At 64.3% G+C, this 18821-nt stretch carries 18 protein-coding genes; 7 read left to right on the top strand and 11 right to left on the bottom strand.

All coding sequences use genetic code 11. The features are described from left to right. Positions 1-211: 211 nt before the first annotated feature. Positions 212-1033: a pyruvate, water dikinase regulatory protein gene (locus HUT07_RS07410; protein WP_089236004.1), complete on the bottom strand. Its 822-nt coding sequence runs from the start codon at positions 1031-1033 to the stop codon at positions 212-214. 145 nt (positions 1034-1178) lie between these two features. Here HUT07_RS07410 and ppsA point away from each other — a divergent pair, with 145 nt between their 5' ends. Both ppsA and HUT07_RS07400 read left to right on the top strand, forming a co-directional pair. Continuing rightward, complete coding sequence (gene ppsA / locus HUT07_RS07405) at positions 1179-3557, top strand: phosphoenolpyruvate synthase (protein ID WP_176020386.1); 2379 nt, start codon at positions 1179-1181, stop codon at positions 3555-3557. Between the two features lie 149 nt (positions 3558-3706). Next, on the top strand, positions 3707-4600 hold the full coding sequence (locus tag HUT07_RS07400) for a mechanosensitive ion channel domain-containing protein (RefSeq protein WP_176020385.1): 894 nt from the start codon (positions 3707-3709) through the stop codon (positions 4598-4600). A gap of 119 nt (positions 4601-4719) precedes the next feature. On the opposite strand, the gene HUT07_RS07395 is transcribed toward HUT07_RS07400, so the two are convergent. Together HUT07_RS07395 and HUT07_RS07390 are read right to left on the bottom strand one after the other, a co-directional pair. Continuing rightward, positions 4720-5835 (bottom strand): alkene reductase, encoded by a 1116-nt coding sequence (locus HUT07_RS07395; RefSeq protein WP_176020384.1) that lies wholly within the window; start codon positions 5833-5835, stop codon positions 4720-4722. Positions 5836-5959: 124 nt separating this feature from the next. Continuing rightward, entirely contained in the window at positions 5960-6832 is an 873-nt protein-coding gene (locus HUT07_RS07390; RefSeq protein ID WP_176020383.1) for an EcsC family protein, read from the bottom strand. 120 nt (positions 6833-6952) lie between these two features. On the opposite strand from HUT07_RS07390, the gene HUT07_RS07385 reads away from it, so the two are divergent. After that, a complete protein-coding gene (locus tag HUT07_RS07385) occupies positions 6953-7504 on the top strand; it encodes a DUF4189 domain-containing protein (RefSeq protein ID WP_176020382.1) in 552 nt (183 codons plus the stop codon). Between the two features lie 55 nt (positions 7505-7559). On the opposite strand, the gene orn is transcribed toward HUT07_RS07385, so the two are convergent. Next, positions 7560-8132, bottom strand: a complete 573-nt coding sequence (gene orn / locus HUT07_RS07380) for an oligoribonuclease (RefSeq protein ID WP_176020381.1) — start codon at positions 8130-8132, stop codon at positions 7560-7562. 75 nt (positions 8133-8207) lie between these two features. Beyond that, positions 8208-8732 carry a tRNA adenosine(34) deaminase TadA gene (gene tadA, locus HUT07_RS07375; protein WP_176020380.1) on the bottom strand — a complete coding sequence of 175 codons (525 nt, stop codon included), beginning with the start codon at positions 8730-8732 and terminating at the stop codon, positions 8208-8210. A 223-nt stretch (positions 8733-8955) separates the two neighbouring features. Here tadA and HUT07_RS07370 point away from each other — a divergent pair, with 223 nt between their 5' ends. Both HUT07_RS07370 and HUT07_RS07365 read left to right on the top strand, forming a co-directional pair. Further along, complete coding sequence (locus tag HUT07_RS07370; RefSeq protein WP_217706634.1) at positions 8956-9681, top strand: OB-fold putative lipoprotein; 726 nt, start codon at positions 8956-8958, stop codon at positions 9679-9681. A gap of 105 nt (positions 9682-9786) precedes the next feature. Next, entirely contained in the window at positions 9787-10224 is a 438-nt protein-coding gene (locus HUT07_RS07365) for an acetyltransferase (RefSeq protein WP_176020379.1), read from the top strand. 32 nt (positions 10225-10256) lie between these two features. Here the strand turns inward: HUT07_RS07365 and HUT07_RS07360 are convergent, their stop codons facing one another. Then, positions 10257-10763 carry an N-acetyltransferase gene (locus HUT07_RS07360; protein WP_176020378.1) on the bottom strand — a complete coding sequence of 169 codons (507 nt, stop codon included), beginning with the start codon at positions 10761-10763 and terminating at the stop codon, positions 10257-10259. A gap of 417 nt (positions 10764-11180) precedes the next feature. Here HUT07_RS07360 and HUT07_RS07355 point away from each other — a divergent pair, with 417 nt between their 5' ends. Next, complete coding sequence (locus tag HUT07_RS07355; RefSeq protein WP_176020377.1) at positions 11181-11834, top strand: hypothetical protein; 654 nt, start codon at positions 11181-11183, stop codon at positions 11832-11834. After that, positions 11831-13156, top strand: coding sequence for an XVIPCD domain-containing protein (locus HUT07_RS07350; RefSeq protein WP_176020376.1), 1326 nt, complete (start codon positions 11831-11833; stop codon positions 13154-13156). Before HUT07_RS07355 ends, HUT07_RS07350 begins: the two co-directional genes overlap by 4 nt. A gap of 50 nt (positions 13157-13206) precedes the next feature. Here HUT07_RS07350 and HUT07_RS20420 read toward each other — a convergent pair whose 3' ends face one another. The 5 genes from HUT07_RS20420 to HUT07_RS20490 all read right to left on the bottom strand — a co-directional run bounded on the left by HUT07_RS20420 (position 13207) and on the right by HUT07_RS20490 (position 18762). Beyond that, on the bottom strand, positions 13207-14625 hold the full coding sequence (locus HUT07_RS20420) for a hypothetical protein (RefSeq protein WP_254898813.1): 1419 nt from the start codon (positions 14623-14625) through the stop codon (positions 13207-13209). 95 nt (positions 14626-14720) lie between these two features. After that, positions 14721-15737, bottom strand: coding sequence for an XVIPCD domain-containing protein (locus HUT07_RS07340; RefSeq protein ID WP_176020375.1), 1017 nt, complete (start codon positions 15735-15737; stop codon positions 14721-14723). A 57-nt stretch (positions 15738-15794) separates the two neighbouring features. Beyond that, the gene (locus tag HUT07_RS07335; protein WP_176020374.1) at positions 15795-16331 is read right to left on the bottom strand and encodes a hypothetical protein; all 537 of its coding nucleotides are present in this window, start codon (positions 16329-16331) and stop codon (positions 15795-15797) included. Positions 16332-16652: 321 nt separating this feature from the next. Then, entirely contained in the window at positions 16653-16970 is a 318-nt protein-coding gene (locus HUT07_RS07330; RefSeq protein ID WP_254898926.1) for a DUF4189 domain-containing protein, read from the bottom strand. A gap of 1264 nt (positions 16971-18234) precedes the next feature. Beyond that, positions 18235-18762 carry a DUF4189 domain-containing protein gene (locus HUT07_RS20490; protein ID WP_176020372.1) on the bottom strand — a complete coding sequence of 176 codons (528 nt, stop codon included), beginning with the start codon at positions 18760-18762 and terminating at the stop codon, positions 18235-18237. Positions 18763-18821: the final 59 nt, after the last annotated feature.

Here is an 18821-nt window from a genome sequence, read left to right as displayed (position 1 = left end):
TGGTGCTTCAACGTGGGGACGGTTCAACCCCCAGCCAAGCCGCCAACGGCGCCGCCCCTTGTAGAGCCGAGCCCATGCTCGGCTGCACTTCGGACAGAACCCGGTGGCCCAGCCGAGCGTGGGCTCGGCTCTACAGGGCGCAGTTGAAGCGCCCATTGGCAGTGCCGGCTGCTGGCCGGCAGCGCGGCGCGGCGCGGCGCGAAGGAAAATATCAGTACAGCTCGCGCTGCAGCCCCAGCGTACCCAGCACCTTGCTGGAGATCTCCTCGATCGAGGTATGGGTGGTGCTGAGGGTCGGGATGCGCTCCATCTGGAACATGACCTCCGCTGCGGCCACCTCGCGCTTGCAGGTGTCCAGATTGGCGTAGCGCGAATTGGGCCGGCGCTCCTGGCGGATCTGCTGCAGGCGGTCCGGGTCGATGGTCAGGCCGAACAGCTTGCGCCGGTAGTTGCGCAGCCGTGGCGGCAGGCGGTCGCTCTCCAGATCCTCGTCGGTCAACGGGTAGTTGGCCGCGCGCACCCCGTAATGCAGAGCCAGGTAGATGCAGGTCGGCGTCTTGCCCGCCCGCGACACCGCCACCAGGATCACGTCGGCATCGTCGTAATTCACCGCGATGCCATCGTCATGGGTCAGCGCGAAGTTCATCGCGTTGATGCGCCGGTGGTAGGTGTCGAAGTCGACCATGCCGTGGGCCTGGCCGACCCGGTTCAGCCGCGAGCTGGACAGTTCGCGCTCCAACGGCTCGATGAACGGGGCGAACACATCCAGCATCAGCGCCCCGCTTTCGGACAGGATCACGCTCAGGCTCTGGTCCACGCAGGAGTTCACCACGATCGGCCGGACCTGGTACCGCTCCCCCGCCGCCTGGATCCGGGCACACGCTTCCCGGGCTTTTTCGGGGTCATCGACAAATGACATCCGGTCGGTAATGAAGCTGAACCCAGAGAACTGGGTCAGCAGGCTATGCCCAATGGTTTCAGCGGTGATACCGGTTCCATCGGAAACGTAGAACACCGGACGGATGGTCGACATGCGCGCTTTTACCCCCTACGAAGCCTAAAAGGGCCGCCAACACAAGCTTGTGCCGACAGCGGTCTGCCCGGCATCATATCGGCTTCTTCCTACGGACGCGGCCATCCAAGCCCGCCTCGGGCGATGGCCAAACGGAGCATCGCGCTTGAACGAGAACATCCTGTGGTTGCACGAACTGCGTCTGGCCGACCTGGCCCGCGTAGGCGGCAAGAATTCCTCGCTGGGCGAGATGATCGGCAACCTGGCCGGTCTGGGCGTCTCCGTTCCTGGAGGTTATGCGACCACGTCTGAAGCCTTCAAGGACTTCATCGCGCACAACGACCTGTCCAAGCGCATCTTCGACAAGCTGGCCACGCTGGACGTCGAAGACGTCACCGCGCTGACCGCGGCCGGCAAGGAAATCCGTAGCTGGGTGATCGATGCCCCGCTGCAGCCGCAGCTGGACCAGGACATCCGCAGCGCCTACGCCAAGCTCAGCGCCGACAACGGCGGTGGCGATGTGGCCGTGGCCGTGCGCTCTTCGGCCACTGCCGAAGATCTGCCCGATGCCTCCTTCGCCGGTCAGCAGGAAACCTTCCTCAACGTCACCGGTGCCGACGATGTCGTGCACAAGGTCAAGGAAGTGTTCGCCTCGCTGTACAACGACCGTGCCATCGCCTACCGCGTGCACCACGGCTTCAAGCACGAGGACGTGTTCCTGTCGGCCGGCGTGCAGCTGATGGTGCGTTCGGGTGTCGGCTCGTCCGGCGTGCTGTTCACCCTGGACACCGAATCCGGCTTCCGCGACGTGGTGTTCGTCACCTCCTCGTTCGGCCTCGGCGAAATGGTCGTGCAGGGCGCGGTCAACCCCGACGAGTTCTACGTCTACAAGCCCACCCTGCAGGCCGGCAAGCCGGCGATCCTGCGCCGTTCGCTCGGCAGCAAGGCGATCCGCATGGTGTATTCGGATGTCCCCGGCGAGCGCGTCAGGATCGAAGACACCCCGGCTGAACTGCGCACCACCTTCTCGATCAACGATGAAGACGTGGCCGAACTGTCGCGCCAGGCGCTGACCATCGAAAAGCACTACGGCCGCCCGATGGACATCGAGTGGGCCAAGGACGGTGTCAGCGGCAAGCTGTTCATCGTGCAGGCGCGTCCGGAGACCGTGAAGTCGCGCAGCCATGCCACCCAGATCGAGCGTTTCGCGCTGACCGAAAAGGGCGGCAACGTGCTGGCCGAAGGCCGCGCCGTCGGTGCCAAGATCGGTGCCGGCGTGGCCCGCGTGGTGAAGACGCTGGAAGACATGAACCGCGTGCAGCCGGGCGACGTGCTGATCGCCGACATGACCGACCCCGATTGGGAGCCGGTGATGAAGCGCGCTTCGGCGATCGTCACCAACCGCGGTGGCCGTACCTGCCACGCAGCGATCATCGCGCGTGAGCTGGGCGTGCCGGCCGTGGTCGGTTCGGGCAACGCGACCAAGGTCATCGAAGATGGCCAGCTGGTCACCGTCAGCTGCGCTGAAGGCGATACCGGCTTCATCTACGAAGGCAAGCTCGGTTTCGAGCGCACCACCACCGATCTGGGCAACATGCCGCCGGCACCGTTGAAGATCATGATGAACGTGGCCAACCCGGAACGTGCCTTCGACTTCGGCCAGCTGCCGAACGCCGGCATCGGCCTGGCACGCCTGGAAATGATCATCGCCAGCCACATCGGCATCCACCCCAACGCCCTGCTGGAGTACGACCGCCAGGACGCCGCGACGAAGAAGAAGATCGACGAGAAGATCGCCGGTTATTCCGATCCGGTCGGCTTCTACGTGGACCGTCTGGCCGAAGGCATCGCCACCCTGACCGCTTCGGTCGCTCCGAATCCGGTGATCGTGCGTCTGTCGGACTTCAAGTCCAACGAGTACGCCAACCTGATCGGCGGCAGCGGCTACGAGCCGCACGAAGAGAACCCGATGATCGGCTTCCGCGGCGCCAGCCGTTACGTCGACCCGAGCTTCTCGGCCGCCTTCGCGCTGGAGTGCAAGGCCGTGCTGCGCGTGCGCAACGAAATGGGCCTGGACAACCTGTGGGTCATGATTCCGTTCGTGCGCACCCTGGAAGAAGGCCGCAAGGTCGTCGAGGTACTGGCCCAGAATGGCCTGAAGCAGGGCGAAAACGGCCTGAAGATCATCATGATGTGCGAAGTGCCGTCCAACGCATTGCTCGCCGATGAGTTCCTGGAAATCTTCGACGGCTTCTCGATCGGCTCCAACGACCTGACCCAGCTGACCCTGGGCCTGGATCGCGACTCGTCGATCGTCGCGCACCTGTTCGACGAACGTAACCCCGCGGTGAAGAAGCTGCTGTCGATGGCGATCAAGTCGGCACGTGCCAAGGGCAAGTACGTCGGCATCTGCGGCCAGGGCCCGTCCGATCATCCGGATCTGGCTGAGTGGCTGATGCAGGAAGGCATCGAGTCGGTGTCGCTGAATCCCGATACCGTGGTCGACACCTGGCTGCGACTGGCCAAGCTGAAGGCCAACGGTTGATCCGCTGACACGTGATGGCTGACGTCGCTTTCATCGACGCCAGCCCATAATGAAGTGCACGCAAGCCCCGCTTCTGCGGGGCTTGCTGTTTCTGGCGTCCGCGCACGCCATGTTCCTGTCGCACCTGTTCCCGTCGCAAAGGAGTCCGCATGATCGCCACTGCCCCACCCGCCCCCGCAACGACATCCTGGTTCCACTCGCTCGACTGGGAGCGCCTGCTGGAAACCTACGGCGTGCCGTTGCTGGCCGCCATCGTCGTGCTGCTGGTCGGCATGTGGGTGGCACGTCGCCTGTCCAATGCGATGCCACGCGCGACCGCGCGCATGGGTGTGGACCCGATGCTGGGCAGCTTCCTGCGCAATGTGGTCTACGCGGCCTCGCTGGTGATCGTGGTGATCCTGGCCATCGGTACGCTGGGCGTGCAGATCACTCCGCTGCTGGCCGTACTCGGCACCGCGGGCCTGGCCGTTGGCCTGGCACTGAAGGATTCGCTGTCCAACATCGCCTCGGGCGTGATGCTGGTGACCCTGCGCCCGTTCCGCGTGGGCGATGTGGTAACCATCGCAGGCCAGACCGGCACGGTGCGCGAGGTACGCATTTTCCAGACCGTGATCACCGGTGCCGACAACCAGCACACCACCATCCCCAACACGCTGATCACTGCCGCGCCGATCATCAACCTGACGGCAGAGCCCACCCGCCGCGTCGAACTGGTGGTGGGCATCGGTTACGAAGACAACATCCAGCTGGCCCGCGATACCGCCCTGGCGCTGATGAAGGCCGACCCACGCGTGCTGCAGACACCGGCACCGGACGTGGTGGTGTACGAGCTGGGGGCGCACGCGATCAATCTGGGCATCCGCTGCTATGTGAAGTCGGCCGATCACTTCGGCACCAAGGTCACCCTGCTGGAGCAGATCAAGCTGGGCTACGACAAGGCCGGCATCAACATTCCGTATCCGCAGCAGGACATGCACCTGTACCTGCATGGCAAGGATGGCGGCGTGATCGAGGCGGACGCGCTGGTGCGCGACAAGCCCTGATGCGGAGTGCCGACCAACGGTCGGCACCCACCCACCGGCATCGGTAGCGCCGGGCCATGCCCGGCAACCTCCATGATGTGGATTCCCTGGGATGCCGGCCAGCGGCCGGCACTACCGCATCAGGCGAGCGCAGCCTCTTCCAACGCCGGGTAATCGGTGTAACCGCCCTCTCCTCCACCAAAGTAGGTCGCACGGTCCGGTGCGTTCAACGCCGCACCGGTGCGCAGGCGCTCGGGCAGATCCGGGTTGGCGATGAACGGCCGACCGAAGCCGATCAGATCGGCCCAGCCTTCCGTCAATGCCTGCCCGGCGCGCTCGGCGCTGTACTTGCCGGCATAGATCAACGTGCCCGGATAGATCATCCGCAGCGCCTGCTTGAACGCCACCGGCATCAACGGCGCGTCCTCCCAATCGGCCTCTGCGATGTGCAGGTAGCCAACGCCCAGCTCGCCGAGCAAGTGCGCAGCGGCCAGATAGGTCGCCTGCGGCGTGTCGTCCACCGCGCCCTGCAGCGTGGTCAGCGGCGCCAGGCGCACGCCAACACGATCACCACCCGCCACCGCCACCACCGCCTGCACCACCTCGCGCAGGAAACGCAGCCGGTTCTGCAGCGAACCGCCGTAGCCATCGGTACGCTGGTTGGCCTGCGAGTCGATGAACTGATTGATCAGGTAGCCGTTGGCGCCGTGCAGTTCGACGCCATCGAAGCCGGCGGCCAGTGCATTGCGGGTGGCCTGCGCATAGTCGGCCACGATGCCGGGAATCTCCTCCTCGGCCAGCGCGCGCGGCATCGAGTGCTGGAGCATTTCGCCCACGCCGGATTCCGGGCCAGCGCCGGTCGGATCGACGAAGACCTTCACGCCTTCGGCCAGCAGTGCCGAGGCAGACACCGGGGCCGCACCGTCCGGCTGCAAGGCCACATGGGACACCCGGCCCACATGCCAGAGCTGGGCATAGATGCGCCCACCGGCCGCGTGTACGGCATCGGTGACCCTGCGCCAGCCCTGCACCTGCGCCTGGCTGTGAATGCCCGGAGTCCAGGCATAGCCCTGCCCCTGCGGGCTGATCTGGGTGCCTTCGCTGACGATCAGGCCGGCACCGGCGCGCTGGGCGTAGTACTCGGCCATCTGTGCAGTGGCGACATTGCCGGCAGCCGCACGCGAGCGGGTCATCGGCGGCATCACGATACGGTTGGGCAGCGTCAGCGCGCCCAGGCGGTGGGGGGTGAACAACATGGCGGCATTCTCTTGCGGGGGATTGCCAGCAAGGATGGGGATGGCGCTCGGTGCGCAACAGGCGCATCCACGCAAAACAGTTGTGCCGCCAGGGCAACGATGCCGCATCCACCCAGTGCGTGGATTACAACGTCGGTTCGATCAACGCCCCGCCGTGCGCGATGCGGTCATAGCAGCTGCGCACCACGTCCTCGCCGTACTTCAGCTCCAGCCGGCGCACGATGAAATGGCCGCGCGCCATGTCCTGGTAGTAGTCAGTGAACATGGTATTGAGCGTCGCGCCGGCTGCCGCACCGACGATCGGCACCGCCTGCGCGGCGAACTTCTCGGTGATCACCACGCCGAAGCGGGCGGCGACCTTTTCCACCAGCTTGGCCAACAGCTTGCCGGCTTCCTTGGGTGCCACGCCCAAGGTCAGGTCGCGCCCGGTCACCACGCGCCCGGCCAGCTCGGCCGAGAGATGGCGCATGACATCGGTGGTGAAGCCACGGGCAAGGTAGTAGCCGGTCTCGCTGGCATCATCACGTGGCGAATTGCCGCCCAACGCAAATACCTCCAGGCAGGCCTGGCGGGTGCCGAAATCGGACAGATCGAAGCCCTCGCTGCGCGCCACGTCGGCCACCGCACGCATCATGATCGTGGTCGACACCGGCAGCTCGATGAACAGCGCGGCGAAGCCGAACGCACCACCGACCGCGCCGGACGTCGCCGCCGCCAGCTTGTGCCAACGTGTCGAGGCACCCTTGCCCGGCGTGTTGTCCATGCTCCACAGCGCGGCCTGCACGGATTTGGACAACGCCGCCTGCACCGCACCGTGGATGCGGTTGGACACCGAGGTGGGAAGCGCCTTCACCGCGAACTCCAGCGGCGTCCCTACCAGGTTGGCCATGCGCGCGGTGATCGTGGGCGCTTCCAGCAGGGCTACCGCCCGCTGCAGGTCAGACCAGTCGCCAGCGTCGTGGGCGATATCACGGGGCAGCAGGATGGGCTCGTTCATGGGCCGATCTTAGCGCTGGAGAGTTGAACGGTTCGTGGTGGCCCGTTCGGAAGGGGGCTATGATCCCGGCAGCCGCCCTGTACGCCAGGCGGCATGGATGAACCACTACAAGGACGCGCCATGTACGCACGAGTGCTGTTGATCGGAACCCTCCTTCTTGCCAGCCTCGGCTGGGCAGGCAACGTGAACGCCGAAGGCCGCTGCCCGCCCGGCTCCTACCCCATCGGCAGCGAGACGGGGGTAATGGGGTGCGCTCCGATTCCTGGCGCTGGTGGTGGCGAATACGCGCCTTCATCAATCGGCAGCTCAAAAAGAGTACCGCAGTGGATCGCCTATGCACGTTCGCCGGACGGTCTGGTGCTTGGCTGGAGTGTTTTCCAGCACAAACAGAAGGGGGCCAACAAGCAGGCGCTGAAAACCTGCAACGCGCGCAGCGGACAGAAGTGCGCGATTGTTGCCTCGTTCACCGGAAAGTGTTCCACCGCACTGCTGCGCAACGACAACGCCCAGCTTGAAGTGGTGCTTCGCGATTTCACCGAGGCATTCAATCAGGACAGCGAGGACGTATCCCGGATCTGTTCCAATGGCTTCCAGAGGATCACTTCCGATTGCGCCCGCGATTTCCATGCAGGTGTAGGCGGCCCCGACCGTGGGCCGAACTGGTTCCCCTGAGGCTGCAGACCACGACGTGGCGCTCGCCGGGCATGGCCCGGCGCCGGCATGATCGTCAGACGCCCGGCAGGCCCGACAGCGCGCCCATGAACTGGCGGTAATGGCGCAGTTCGTTGATCGAATCATGCACATCGCTCAGCGCGGTGTGGTTGCTGTTCTTGCCCACCCCAGCGGCCACGGTGGGCGCCCAGCGCTTGGCCAGCTCCTTCACCGTGGATACGTCCAGGTTGCGGTAGTGGAAGTACTTCTCCAACCGCGGCATCTGCCGGTGCAGGAAGCGACGGTCCTGACAGATGGAGTTGCCCGACATCGGCGACGCGCCGGCCGGAATCCACTGCGCCAGGAAGGCCACGGTCTGCGCTTCAGCCTGGCCAAGCGTCGTGGTGCTGTCGATGACGCGCTGCCACAGGCCCGAACGACGATGCTGGTTGCGGTTCCATTCGTCCATCGCTTCCAGTGTTTCCAGCGGATGGTGGATGGCGAACTCCGGGCCCTCGGCCAGCACGTTGAGCTGGGCATCGGTCACCACGGTGGCGATCTCGATGATCGAATCGTTGTCGGTATCCAACCCGGTCATTTCCAGGTCGATCCAGATCAGTCGCTCGTTGGCCGCGCCGTTCTCTGCCATCGTGTCGCCTCGTTGCTGGGCAGGCACGAGGCCTGCCGGTAAAGGAAAGTGGCGGCCATCATACCCTTTCGCCACTCAGCCCTCGCCAGCGTGGTCCTCCAGCAGCAGCGGCGGCTTGCCGCGCTTGGCCCGGAAATAATTGGTGAGACGGTTGCTGGCCTCCTTGGCCAATACCCCAGCATGTACCTCGACCCGGTGATTGTGGCGGGCATCACCCACCAGATCGAACACGCTGCCACAGGCACCCGTCTTGGGATCACTGGCACCGTAGACCAGACGCGCCACCCGTGCATGTACGATCGCCATCGCACACATCGCGCAGGGCTCCAGCGTGACATACAGGGTGCTGCCGATCAGACGGTGATTGGCCAGCACCCGCCCGCCCTCGCGCATGGCAACGATCTCGGCATGCGCGCTCGGATCGTGCGAGGCGATGTTGAGGTTCCAGCCCTCGCCCAGCAGCTGGCCGTCGGCACCCACCAGCACTGCGCCAACCGGGATCTCATCGAACTCGCGCTGCGCGCGTTCGGCCAATGCCAGTGCGTGGCGCATCCAGCTCTCATCAACGTCGTGCACCGGCACGCCCAAGGCATCAGTCATGGCGTTTCTCGGATTCAAGGAGTGAGCGCACGGCTAGTGTAACGCAGGCTTTTTGGCGCTTCCGCTGCCTGGATGTGAAGCATCGCGCCACGCCAACACTGCATCGCGACTTGATCTTGCGTGAAGACTCCTTCACGCTTCGCCAGCGCTTTCGACACTTGACGACGGTGCACTGCCGTTTACCGGCAACGATTTCACCTTTCGATCTCTACAGGGGGTAGTTTTGAACGCAGTTGCAGATACCACCGTGCAGGCCACCAGCCCTGCCGGAAAAGCCGCATGGATCACGCTGGCGATCGCTTGGTTGTGCTTCCTCGTGCCGTTCCCCGGCCTGGGCCTGTTCCTGGGCTGGCCGTTGAACCTGGTGGCCTTCATCCTTGCCATCGTCGCAATGGCCAAGGGCGGCGCCATGAAGGGCCTGTTCCAGCTGCTGGGCTCGATCATCGTTTCGCCGATCGTGTACTTCGTCGGCCTGGCGATCTTTGCCGGCACCATGAGCGGCATCAGCGCACAGAGCAAGGGCCAGTACGATGCGGCCGTTGCCGAAGCCAGCGTCTCGTCCGCCGCCGCGGAGGCAGATGCTGCCGCCAAGGCCGCGGAAACCGCAACCACCGACATCGCCAGCGATGCCGCAGTGGCCGCCGCCTCGGCTCTGGAAGTGACCGCCACCACGATGTTCAGCGATTACCAGGACAACGAGATCGCTGCTGACGGCAAGTACAAGGGCAAGGCGCTGTTGGTTTCCGGCACGGTCGATTCGATCAGCTCGGACTTCATGGACAAGCCGGTCGTGCAGCTGACCGCCAAGCCGTTCGGCTTCGTACAGGCCAGCGACCTGCCGAAGGACGTGGCTGCCAGCCTGAAGAAGGGGCAGAAGGTCACCCTGGCCTGCACCGGCAATGGCGAAGTCATCGGCTTCCCGGCAGTGTCCGGCTGCACCGTGCAGTAAAGCGCACCACATCGTGATACCCCAAGCCCCGCTTCGGCGGGGCTTTTTGTTGGTGCTTGGCACATCGGTACAATCCGGATACTCCAAAGCACCTTGGCCGATCCCATGACCACCCTGCGCCCTTCCCGCGCCACTGATGGCGACGCGCTCGTCGATCTCTGGCGCAGGGCCGTCGACGCCACCCATGACTTCCTCAGTGCCGAGGACCGCCAGGCCATCGATGCCGAAGTCGCTGGCTTCCTGCCGCAGGCGCCGATGGTCGTCGCTGTCGATGCGCAGGATCGGCCCTTGGGTTTCATGCTGATCGACGGCACCCACATGGAAGCACTGTTCATCGATCCGGACGTACGGGGCACCGGTATCGGCCGGCAGCTGTTACAGCACGCGCTGGCTCTGCATCCGCACCTGAGCACTGACGTCAACGCGCAGAATGCGCAGGCCGTGGGCTTCTATCGGCGCATGGGCTTCGTGGAAACCAGCCGCTCGCCAGTGGATTCGCAGGGTCGTCCCTATCCCCTCATCCACCTGCGCCATCACGGCTGACCGGCGACCGGGGCGCCGGCCGCCGCCCCCGATCAGCCCACCGCGTCGAAGGCCGGCGAGTAACGCACCACGCCCTGCGCCATCGGCGGCTGCAGGCACAGCGTCTGGAAGTACTCCGCCGGCACGCCCGGCAGCACCAGATCCGGTACGGCACGGAAACCAAAACGCCCGTAATAGCCTGGCTCACCCAACAACACGCAGCCCCGTGCGCCCTGCGTGCGCAGGGCCTCGATCGCTGCATTCATCAACGCCGTACCCACGCCCTTTCCCTGCTGTTCCGGCAGCACCGAGATCGGCCCCAGCCCGAACCAGCCCTGGCTACCGTCCTGTACGTTGACCGGAGACAGCGCGACATGACCGATCAGTTGGCCCGCATCCTCTGCCACCAGCGAGATGCTCAACTCGCCGCGCTCGCGCAATGCATCGACGATGTGCTGTTCGGTGTGGCTGCTGTGGACAGCATCGCGGAACGCCATTTCGGTGAGCTTGTGAATGGCGGCATGGTCGCCGACGGATTCCGGGCGGATTGCAAGGTTCATGGCAGGCATTTTGTCAGGGTAAGGAAGGTGTGAATTCATGATTCAAGTCACAAATTGATAGTCAGAGCCGATTGCGACATTGAAACGCCTTTGCACCATCGAATCGCCTGTGCCGCAGTCGATTCACTGGCTTCACCCCTCGCCGAATGCGTCAATAAATCGGCACGCTTGTCCAGAGGCAGCTGGCGCCGGCTTTCCCGGGCACTCCATAATCGCAGGACCTGTCACCAGGGAAGGATATATGGACATGGATGTACCACGCCGTATCACGCCAAAGGGAGCGCATGAACGTCGAATCACTTCTGATGCAGGTCCCCCACGCACCGAAGAGAGATTCTCAACCATGATCGCTGCGCAGAATCCCGCGCGGTGAGTGGCCTGCTCCACATATCCCTCTATGCCCCAGGGAGGCCGACATTGCGCCCCAGGATGCTTCCGTGCCTTGCTCTGCTTCTATTGACTGCCTGCAATCCGGAGACCGCCATGAACCAGGAACGTGCCGCTGCCGAAGCCGATGTCGCCCAGGGTGGGCGTGGCCTCGCCAAGCTCAACCCCAGCCCGCGCAAGGCCTATGAACTGGTGCTGCGCTTGAAGGATGCCCCCGGTGATTTCGCGGTGGTCGAGGGCGTTGCGCAGTACGACGTCACCAACGAAGACCAGTGCGGCCATATCGAGCCGGCCACCGGCACCGCTGCGCGCATCACCAGCCAGGAGCCGGTGGAGCTGCGCAAGGTGGCCGATGGCGAGTACCGCGGCACCGTTTACGTCGATCGCATGCTGGATGAGGACTACTACGGTCGCGGCGTCTGCACCTGGGAATTCATCGGCGCGGGCGCAATGCTCAAGGCCACGGGTGCTGAAGGCGAAACGCGGTTCCTGACGTTCGTCGACGCCAAACCCTTGACCGATGGCAGCGCGCATACGCTCTTCTATCCCGAAACGGCCTACCCGCGAGCACCACTCGCTGCCAATTACCCAGCGACTGGCAAGGCCAATCCTGCCGACTACGTTGCTGAACTCCAGGGCAAGTTGTTCACGATGAGTCTCAGCGCCAGTGAGGTCACCCAATGACCATTACTTCGCAGGACTACGCCGCGCTGTCCGATGATGCCTACAAGGATCGCGCAGTGGGGCGCCGCGCACCTGGCCAGGAAGAGAAAGTCACGCTCAATGGACACCAGTACAAGATCCTTGAGCACGTCAACAATCGCCTCAATGGTTATCAAGGCACGGTCTACCAGCGAACCGACACTGACGAAATCGTCGTCGCCCATCGCGGGACCGAACAGATTGGCCGCGATGCGATCCTGACTGACGGAGGCATGGTCGTCGCGCGCACAAATGTGCAGGCGCCCGATGCAATCGCTTTGACCCGAAGCGCTTTGGACATCGCAGCGCAGGACGCCGCATTTGGAGGCCGGGCTCCCCAGGTCACCGTCACCGGCCACTCCCTCGGCGGCGCCCTGGCCCAGATCACCTCGCACCACTTCAATGTCAAGGGCGAGACCTTCAACGCCTATGGCGCGGTCAGCCTCAGCTACCGCATCCCCGAAGGCGGCAACACCATGATCAACCACGTCATGGCGTCCGATCCAGTCAGTGCTGCTTCGCCCCACTTCGGCCAGGTACGCATCTACGCCAACCCGGATGAGATCAAGAGGCTGTCAGCGGCCGGCTTCAGCAACCACCCACTGCGCGACCTGATCCCGGATCGTCCAATCCTTGCAGCAGGCAGCTCGTTCGGCGCGCACAAGCTGGGCAACTTCCTCGGCGACGGCTCGGTGCTGAAGCATCCGGAAACGCAGCAGTTGGCGAAAGACAACGCCAAGATGATCGAGGAGTACCGCGACGACGTGGAATCCCTGCGCAGTGGCGTTACCCGTGGAGCGCGCGGCATTCCCGGCGGCGCCATCGATCTGTACGACCACATCCGCGGCCCGTTGCAGCCGGGTGAACCGGCGCGCCGCGAAGCGGAGAAGAACGGCCATCACACCAGCATGCTGCGCATGGACGATGCCAACCATCTGGGCAACCCGCTGTTCAACGACGCGATCCGTGGCGTGCATGCCCAGGACGTGCGGGCCGGGCGCGTGCCGGACGTGATGAGCACGCAGCTGGCTGGCAGCCTTGCCGCCGAGATGCATGCTGCAGGCGGCAAGCGCATCGACGACGTGGTGATGAATGCCGATGCCTCCCGCAGCTTCGCGGTGCAGGGCCAGGGCGGTGACCCGGCACATCTGCGCGTGTCGGTGGACACTGCCGTGGCGATGAACACACCACTGGAGCAGAGCAGCCAACGGATTGACCAGCAGGCCACGGGGCAGCGCCTGGCTCAAGACCGTGAGCAGCAACTGGAACAACAGCAGAACCAGGCCCGCAGCATGCAGGCCTGATTGAAGCCACGGGAGCCGGTTGATCGGCTCCCGCTGCTTTCGTCCTGCTATCAGGGGCTGGAAACCGCCGAGCTCACTGCCGGCCCTGCCAGCACGTACGCATCTGGACCCGAGTCCGGGAAACCGCCACAGGCCTTGTCCCCCGGCGCCACCGGATCACACGGCCACTGCGCGCGCGTCACGGTATCGCGCAGCTCGAAGCCCGTGCCGTTCCAGACGACGAAGGCCAGATGTTCACGGTTCCAGTCGCTGAAACTGTGCGGACCGGTCTTCTGCGGCGATTCCGGGTACTGCACGAACCAGCGCATGGCCGGCCCGTACTGCAACTTGCTGTGATCCAGGCTCACCTTGCCTTGGCGGGCGCGGTGCCGCGCACGATCGGCCTCAGCGATCGACGGTGCCGCTGGCATTGCCTTTGCGGTGACGTCCTGCGGCACACCATCGCTGCCCACCTGGTACACGCGCTGGCGGACGTAGGCCTGCCCGCAACCGCCGGCCGCAAGACGGACCGGTTCTGCGGTGTTCTCGTTGGGCAGCGCGCCGTCAGCACAGTCGAACGGCGCCGACACCAGGTAGGTGGTCGTCGACGCATTCGCGCCTTCAAACGAACGCACCCAGATGTCGCCCAGGCGGGCGATGAAGTCCGGGCGCTGGCCCATGCCGGCCACGGCCTTGAACCATGCTTTCTGGCGCACGTCGCGCTCGCGCCAGGCGCGCGGCAGGTGGATGTCCTGCTCGGGCAAGGCAACCAGCAGCGCCGCCAGGTGCGGCGGCAGTGTGCCCTGGCAGGCGCCGATCATCAGATCGCCCTGCGGTGCCAGCCGACCGGCCAGATCGACAGGGCAGCGCGCACCGAGCTGCCGCTCGGCGGCCTGGTCGGGCGCCAGCGGAATGATCGGTGGTGCGACGGGGGCCGGGGCTGGCGGCGGGACGGGTGCGGGAGCCGGCGCGGTGTCGGGCACCTGTGCAGCGGCGACAACGGAGGGTGACGCCGGCACGGGAGTCGGCTGCGGTGCTGCAGCAGCGCCTGCTGCAACAGCGGTAGCCGGCGCAGCATTGGCGGTAGCAGCGTCGGCCACAGGTGCCACCAGCGCAGCCGCAGGTGCGGATGCGATCGCGGGTTCGGCGGAGACGGCTTCCGGAGCGACGTCCGTTGTCGGTACTGGCTGCGGTGCGGGTGCCGGCGGCACGGACGGCTCCGCCGCGGGAACAGGTGCAGCAACCACTGCAGGCGCCGGCTCAGGCGCTGCGACGGGAGCCGGGGCAGTGGCGACATCCGTTGCGCTGTCCGCAGGCGCCTGCGCGCTTGTCGTGGCCACTGACACCGCCTCCTCGACTGCGGGAACCGCCGGAGCGTCCGGGGCTTGTTGCGCGTGGGCCATGGCGGAGGCCAGTCCGAGCGGCAGCAGCCACAGTGCCGGACCGCGACCGCGCTGGGCCGCCTTGGAAATCAGGGAAGTGTTTCGCATGTTGTGTCCTTACAAAGAGATCCATGTAGGCACCCGAGGGTGCTCGGTGTCGTGCGATGGGCCCGCCGGTCTCCGACCTGCAGGCGGTGCCCAGATTACAGCGATCGCGAGCGGTTCTGCTCCTGCTCGCGGGAAACCGCAGCGGCCTGTTCCTGGCGGGAAGAGGCTTCGGCGGCCAACTGCTGGCTGCTCTGCTCCAACGGCAGCTGGGCGGCGGCCTCACGCTCCACCATCGAGCGCTGCATCGCCGGGTCCCCCATGGCGCCCTGCACCGCGAACAGCGCCCTGCCATCGGTGCCCGCCACCACGTGGTCGATGCGGCTCATGCCGGCCTTCTGCGCGCTCAGCGCCAGCGCGCCGGCCGCATTGTCCAACTCCTGTTGGCTGCGCAGACCGCTCTGCGGCCCCAACTGCTGCAGGTGGCCACGCGCGTCGGTGAACAGCCGGCTGCCGGCATGGGCCGGATCGGACATATCGCGCGCCGGCTCGGGCAGCTGCGCGCGCTCCCCCACTTCGCCGCGGGCAAGCCGGTCCATCACGTCGGGGGTCAGCTTCTGCTGCCACGCCTCGAAACGCTTGAGCCGGTCTTCCACCCCGTTGACGGCGCCGTTGATGGCGTAGGTCGCTTCACGCACGTCCTCGCGTGCCTGTTCCGGCACACGGTTCTGCCATTGCCACACGGCGATGCGTCCAGCGTGTTCCGGCTGCGACGCCAGTTCGGGCTGATTGACCAGGTCCAGATCCAGCGCACTGCCGGCGCGCTCATAGCTTTCCTTGCCGGTCAGCGGCAGATAACCGCGCCCGTGGTACTTCAGCGCGTCACCGGGCGCATCGTTGCCCATCCGGCCGCCATACATCAGCTCGGCCAGGTCACCCGGACGCCCGCGCAGGGCTTCCTGGCGCGCGGATTCCAGCGCCTCGGTGCCATTGCGCCATGCCGCTTCCACCGGGATCTGCGAGATGCCCCGGGTGTAGTTGAAGCTCTCGTTGAGCCGGCTCAAGCCGCGTGACTCGTGCCCTGCCTGGGCCATGAAATTGGCCAGTTCAAGGGGGGAGTCGATGCCGGCGTTGGTCGCCTGCCGCAGCAGTTGCGACTCTCTATCGGTCGACACAGTGCAACTCCTGGATGTTCATCAGCGCGGATTCCTTTCCGCCGGTTGGAGCTTGGCTCATGGAAGCGACACCTCGGCGACACTGGACGGGTCGAAGTCCTCGAACCGCACCCTGCCCAGTTCCGCCACCGAGAAGTCCCGGATGTTGGTCGCTTCGGTCTCGATGTCCACGACCTTGCGTCTCACCCCATCCACCCAACAGGATTTGTCCGCCGAGGCATAGCGGAAGCGGTACGTGCTGCTCCAGCGCTCGCGGCTGCCGCCGTTGGTGATCACGCTGAAGGTGTCTTCCTCAACCATTGCATACGCAAAAGGGTCGCCAGCCAGGCCACCGCGGGTGGAACACGGCACCAGCTTGTCGTTGCGCGCGGCCAGCTGCCAGCGCCCGCGCCCGTCACCGCGCAGCAACAGCAGCACCCGGTTGGGTCCGTGCTGGCCGGGCACCAGCCCTTCCGGCGTCGGTTGGTCGATGACCAGCAACTGGTACTCGATGCCATCGCCGTTGAGCTCGCCCCTGACGGCTTCCAGCAGGTTCGCACCGGACGGAACAAATGCCAGAGCATCGTCCATGAGTGCGCCAACCCTGTCTTCCATCCCCTCCCACTCCTTCAAATTCGTCTCGCCGATGCTCGCGTTGTAGGCCGGCCGGAAGGTGGTGTTCCGGCTCGCCCTCGCCTGCGCAGACGCCGATCATAGCCCCGCGCACGGCATGGCCGCGATAGTGGCAAGCGTCACCCGTCGGGCGGGCAGACAGAGTCCTCATTGGACGGAAAAGCTCCTGCGTTCGGTGGCACTGGCGCGTCATTTTTATGACGCGCGGGGAGCTTACCGCGAGGAGCTTTGCCGCGTCGAAGGTCGGGAGAAGCGAAAAGCGGAATTGATCACATAAAAATTGGGCTTAACGTGAATGGTGCCCTACCTGACGAACAGATCCGCCGTGCAGGCCGTGTTGGCGATCCTGCATTGATCCTGTTGCATCTGCTTCCATGCGACCTTCGCGCTGCATTGCTGCATCGCGACAATGACCGCGCCCTGTTCGGACATGGCTGCGACGACGCTGGTGGTCTCAGTGCCCAGACCCGCATGGGCGACCACCACGCATTGGGCTTGGGACAGGGTCGCCAACGTGCATTCGCCCTTGCCGAATTCCCTGCACTCCTTCATGGACGCGCGCTTGGCCCTGCCCCGCGAACGCATCGAGTTGCTGATGAAAGTGTCGCCGCGGGCATCCATCGCCACGCCGCGCACGGTCTGCGCCCAGTTGGGACGATTGCTGTGCGGCGAGCCTGTGCTACTCACGGGGATGGGCGCGCAACCCTGCACACCCTGGCCACCGACTACTCCTTGGATATCTACTCCCTGGATACTCCACGCACATCATTGCTCCACCATCCTCTCCGTGCTGAGCAATATGTCCCGGGCGTCACATCATTGCTTCTGGTCGGAGCACAATCAGGTCAAAGACATGAGCATCACACCTACCCACCATGCTCTATAAGCCATTTAGAAAGAGCACCTGAGATCAACCAACCTACAAGGCCGGGCGTCGATGCTCGTGCAGGCCAGCCGAAGAGGACGCATAGTGCAATCAGAAGGCCTTGAATTCGGACATACTGCAACCGGAATACACCACGTTACATATCTGCCCGCTTCCATAGGCTTGGCATTGACTAAGCGCTATTTCCTTTGCCTTATCTTCAGTCTCAGCAGTGACGGCCATCGACTGACCAGAGGAGCGAGCGAGCGATTGAGCTGATGGGTCGGCAATCGCTACGCACTGATTGTGATAGGCGAGCCTGAGCTTGCACTGTTTACCTCCCAGGCGACTACATTCCGCGATCGCGGCACTTACTGCACGCCGCTTCGACTTCATCGAAAATGCTGCACCGGTGGTGAGTGTGCCCGAATCCTCTGCAATCGCCCCCCACCTCGTCTCCCATTTCCCCGTCGCTACTGGCCCCTGCTGAAGGTCGGAGCCTCCACCATCAGGAATCGGAGCACAGCCAGGCGCACGACTATCCCCTATTGGGTACTGGCCCGGAGGACAGCGGCCCTCGGCAAGAGCACCCTCGCAGAAACAAAAAAAGAGAAACAGCAGAAGTGACGCCAACAGCAAGCGTCCTGAGAACGACCTGTATCCCATCATTCGCTTGCCGCCTCTCCCAATGACCATGTGTGCGCACCCAACTGAGCTGGCCATTTGCACATCCAACGCAGTGACATTGTGTTTGCTCAGCGATCAGCGGCGAAGCATGATCCTAGGAGTGATTAGCCTCAAATATGCTCCGCCAGTGCGCCCTGATTCGCCAGAGGCGAACGCGTCAACTACGACGCCTTCTAGGCCTACAGTCTCGTGGTGTTCAAAACGCTGTAGCCATCGATGCTCGATAGGGTCAACCGCGTCGCGCCCTTACTTGGCCTGCTCTCCATCTGACCTTGGCGCCCCTCATCTCTACCCATCAAGACAGGATCATCAGACTTTGGTGAACTTATGCGATTAGAACGCCTCGAACTTTGGTTCTGTGCAAGCTGAGTACACCACGTCACAACCCTGCCCCCCTCGATTGCGGCAGAGGTCAATCGCGAGCGTCTTCGCAATGTCTACAGTCGCAGCTCTGCCAAAGGTCGTGCCCTGCGTACCCGAAGCAGCAGTCGCAGCAGCAGCGCATTGATTCTTATATGTAAACGCAATTTCGCAGTCACGGGCACCAGTTCCTACACATTCAGCCATCGCAGCCTTCTCAGCGTCGCTCTTTTTTACCTTCCCGACCGAGACTCCCGACGCCCCGGAATTGGACATTGCAATCGCGCCCCAAGTTTTGATCCACCGACCAGTTGCCCTGGGGCCGGCGTCCGCTGCGCTTCCGCCAGCCGGAATTGGCGCACATCCCGGAGCACGACTATCGCCTATTGGATACTGACCGGGCGGACAGCGCCCCTCGGCAATAGCAGATCCAGCGGAGCAGAGAAACACTGAAAAGAAGAAGAGCTTGATTACTACTTTTTCAACTGATTTCTTGCTCATGGTTCCCACCCCTTCGGCAATCATCCCAATCGCCATCATTCATTTGACCTAGCAGCACC

It is taken from the genome of Stenotrophomonas sp. NA06056 (genome assembly GCF_013364355.1).
In the GTDB taxonomy this organism is placed as follows: domain Bacteria; phylum Pseudomonadota; class Gammaproteobacteria; order Xanthomonadales; family Xanthomonadaceae; genus Stenotrophomonas.
The sequence above is the reverse complement of the archived record's forward strand: the minus strand, read 5'-3'. Positions and strand labels throughout refer to the sequence as shown.

Coding starts and splice junctions, on each gene's coding strand:
- HUT07_RS07410 (WP_089236004.1), bottom strand. CDS start 1,033: ATGTCGACCATCCGTCCGGTGTTCTACGTTTCCGATGGAACCGGTATC.
- HUT07_RS07400 (WP_176020385.1), top strand. CDS start 3,707: ATGATCGCCACTGCCCCACCCGCCCCCGCAACGACATCCTGGTTCCAC.
- HUT07_RS07395 (WP_176020384.1), bottom strand. CDS start 5,835: ATGTTGTTCACCCCCCACCGCCTGGGCGCGCTGACGCTGCCCAACCGT.
- HUT07_RS07390 (WP_176020383.1), bottom strand. CDS start 6,832: ATGAACGAGCCCATCCTGCTGCCCCGTGATATCGCCCACGACGCTGGC.
- HUT07_RS07385 (WP_176020382.1), top strand. CDS start 6,953: ATGTACGCACGAGTGCTGTTGATCGGAACCCTCCTTCTTGCCAGCCTC.
- orn (WP_176020381.1), bottom strand. CDS start 8,132: ATGGCAGAGAACGGCGCGGCCAACGAGCGACTGATCTGGATCGACCTG.
- tadA (WP_176020380.1), bottom strand. CDS start 8,732: ATGACTGATGCCTTGGGCGTGCCGGTGCACGACGTTGATGAGAGCTGG.
- HUT07_RS07365 (WP_176020379.1), top strand. CDS start 9,787: ATGACCACCCTGCGCCCTTCCCGCGCCACTGATGGCGACGCGCTCGTC.
- HUT07_RS07360 (WP_176020378.1), bottom strand. CDS start 10,763: ATGAACCTTGCAATCCGCCCGGAATCCGTCGGCGACCATGCCGCCATT.
- HUT07_RS07350 (WP_176020376.1), top strand. CDS start 11,831: ATGACCATTACTTCGCAGGACTACGCCGCGCTGTCCGATGATGCCTAC.
- HUT07_RS20420 (WP_254898813.1), bottom strand. CDS start 14,625: ATGCGAAACACTTCCCTGATTTCCAAGGCGGCCCAGCGCGGTCGCGGT.
- HUT07_RS07335 (WP_176020374.1), bottom strand. CDS start 16,331: ATGGAAGACAGGGTTGGCGCACTCATGGACGATGCTCTGGCATTTGTT.
- HUT07_RS07330 (WP_254898926.1), bottom strand. CDS start 16,970: ATGGATGCCCGCGGCGACACTTTCATCAGCAACTCGATGCGTTCGCGG.
- HUT07_RS20490 (WP_176020372.1), bottom strand. CDS start 18,762: ATGAGCAAGAAATCAGTTGAAAAAGTAGTAATCAAGCTCTTCTTCTTT.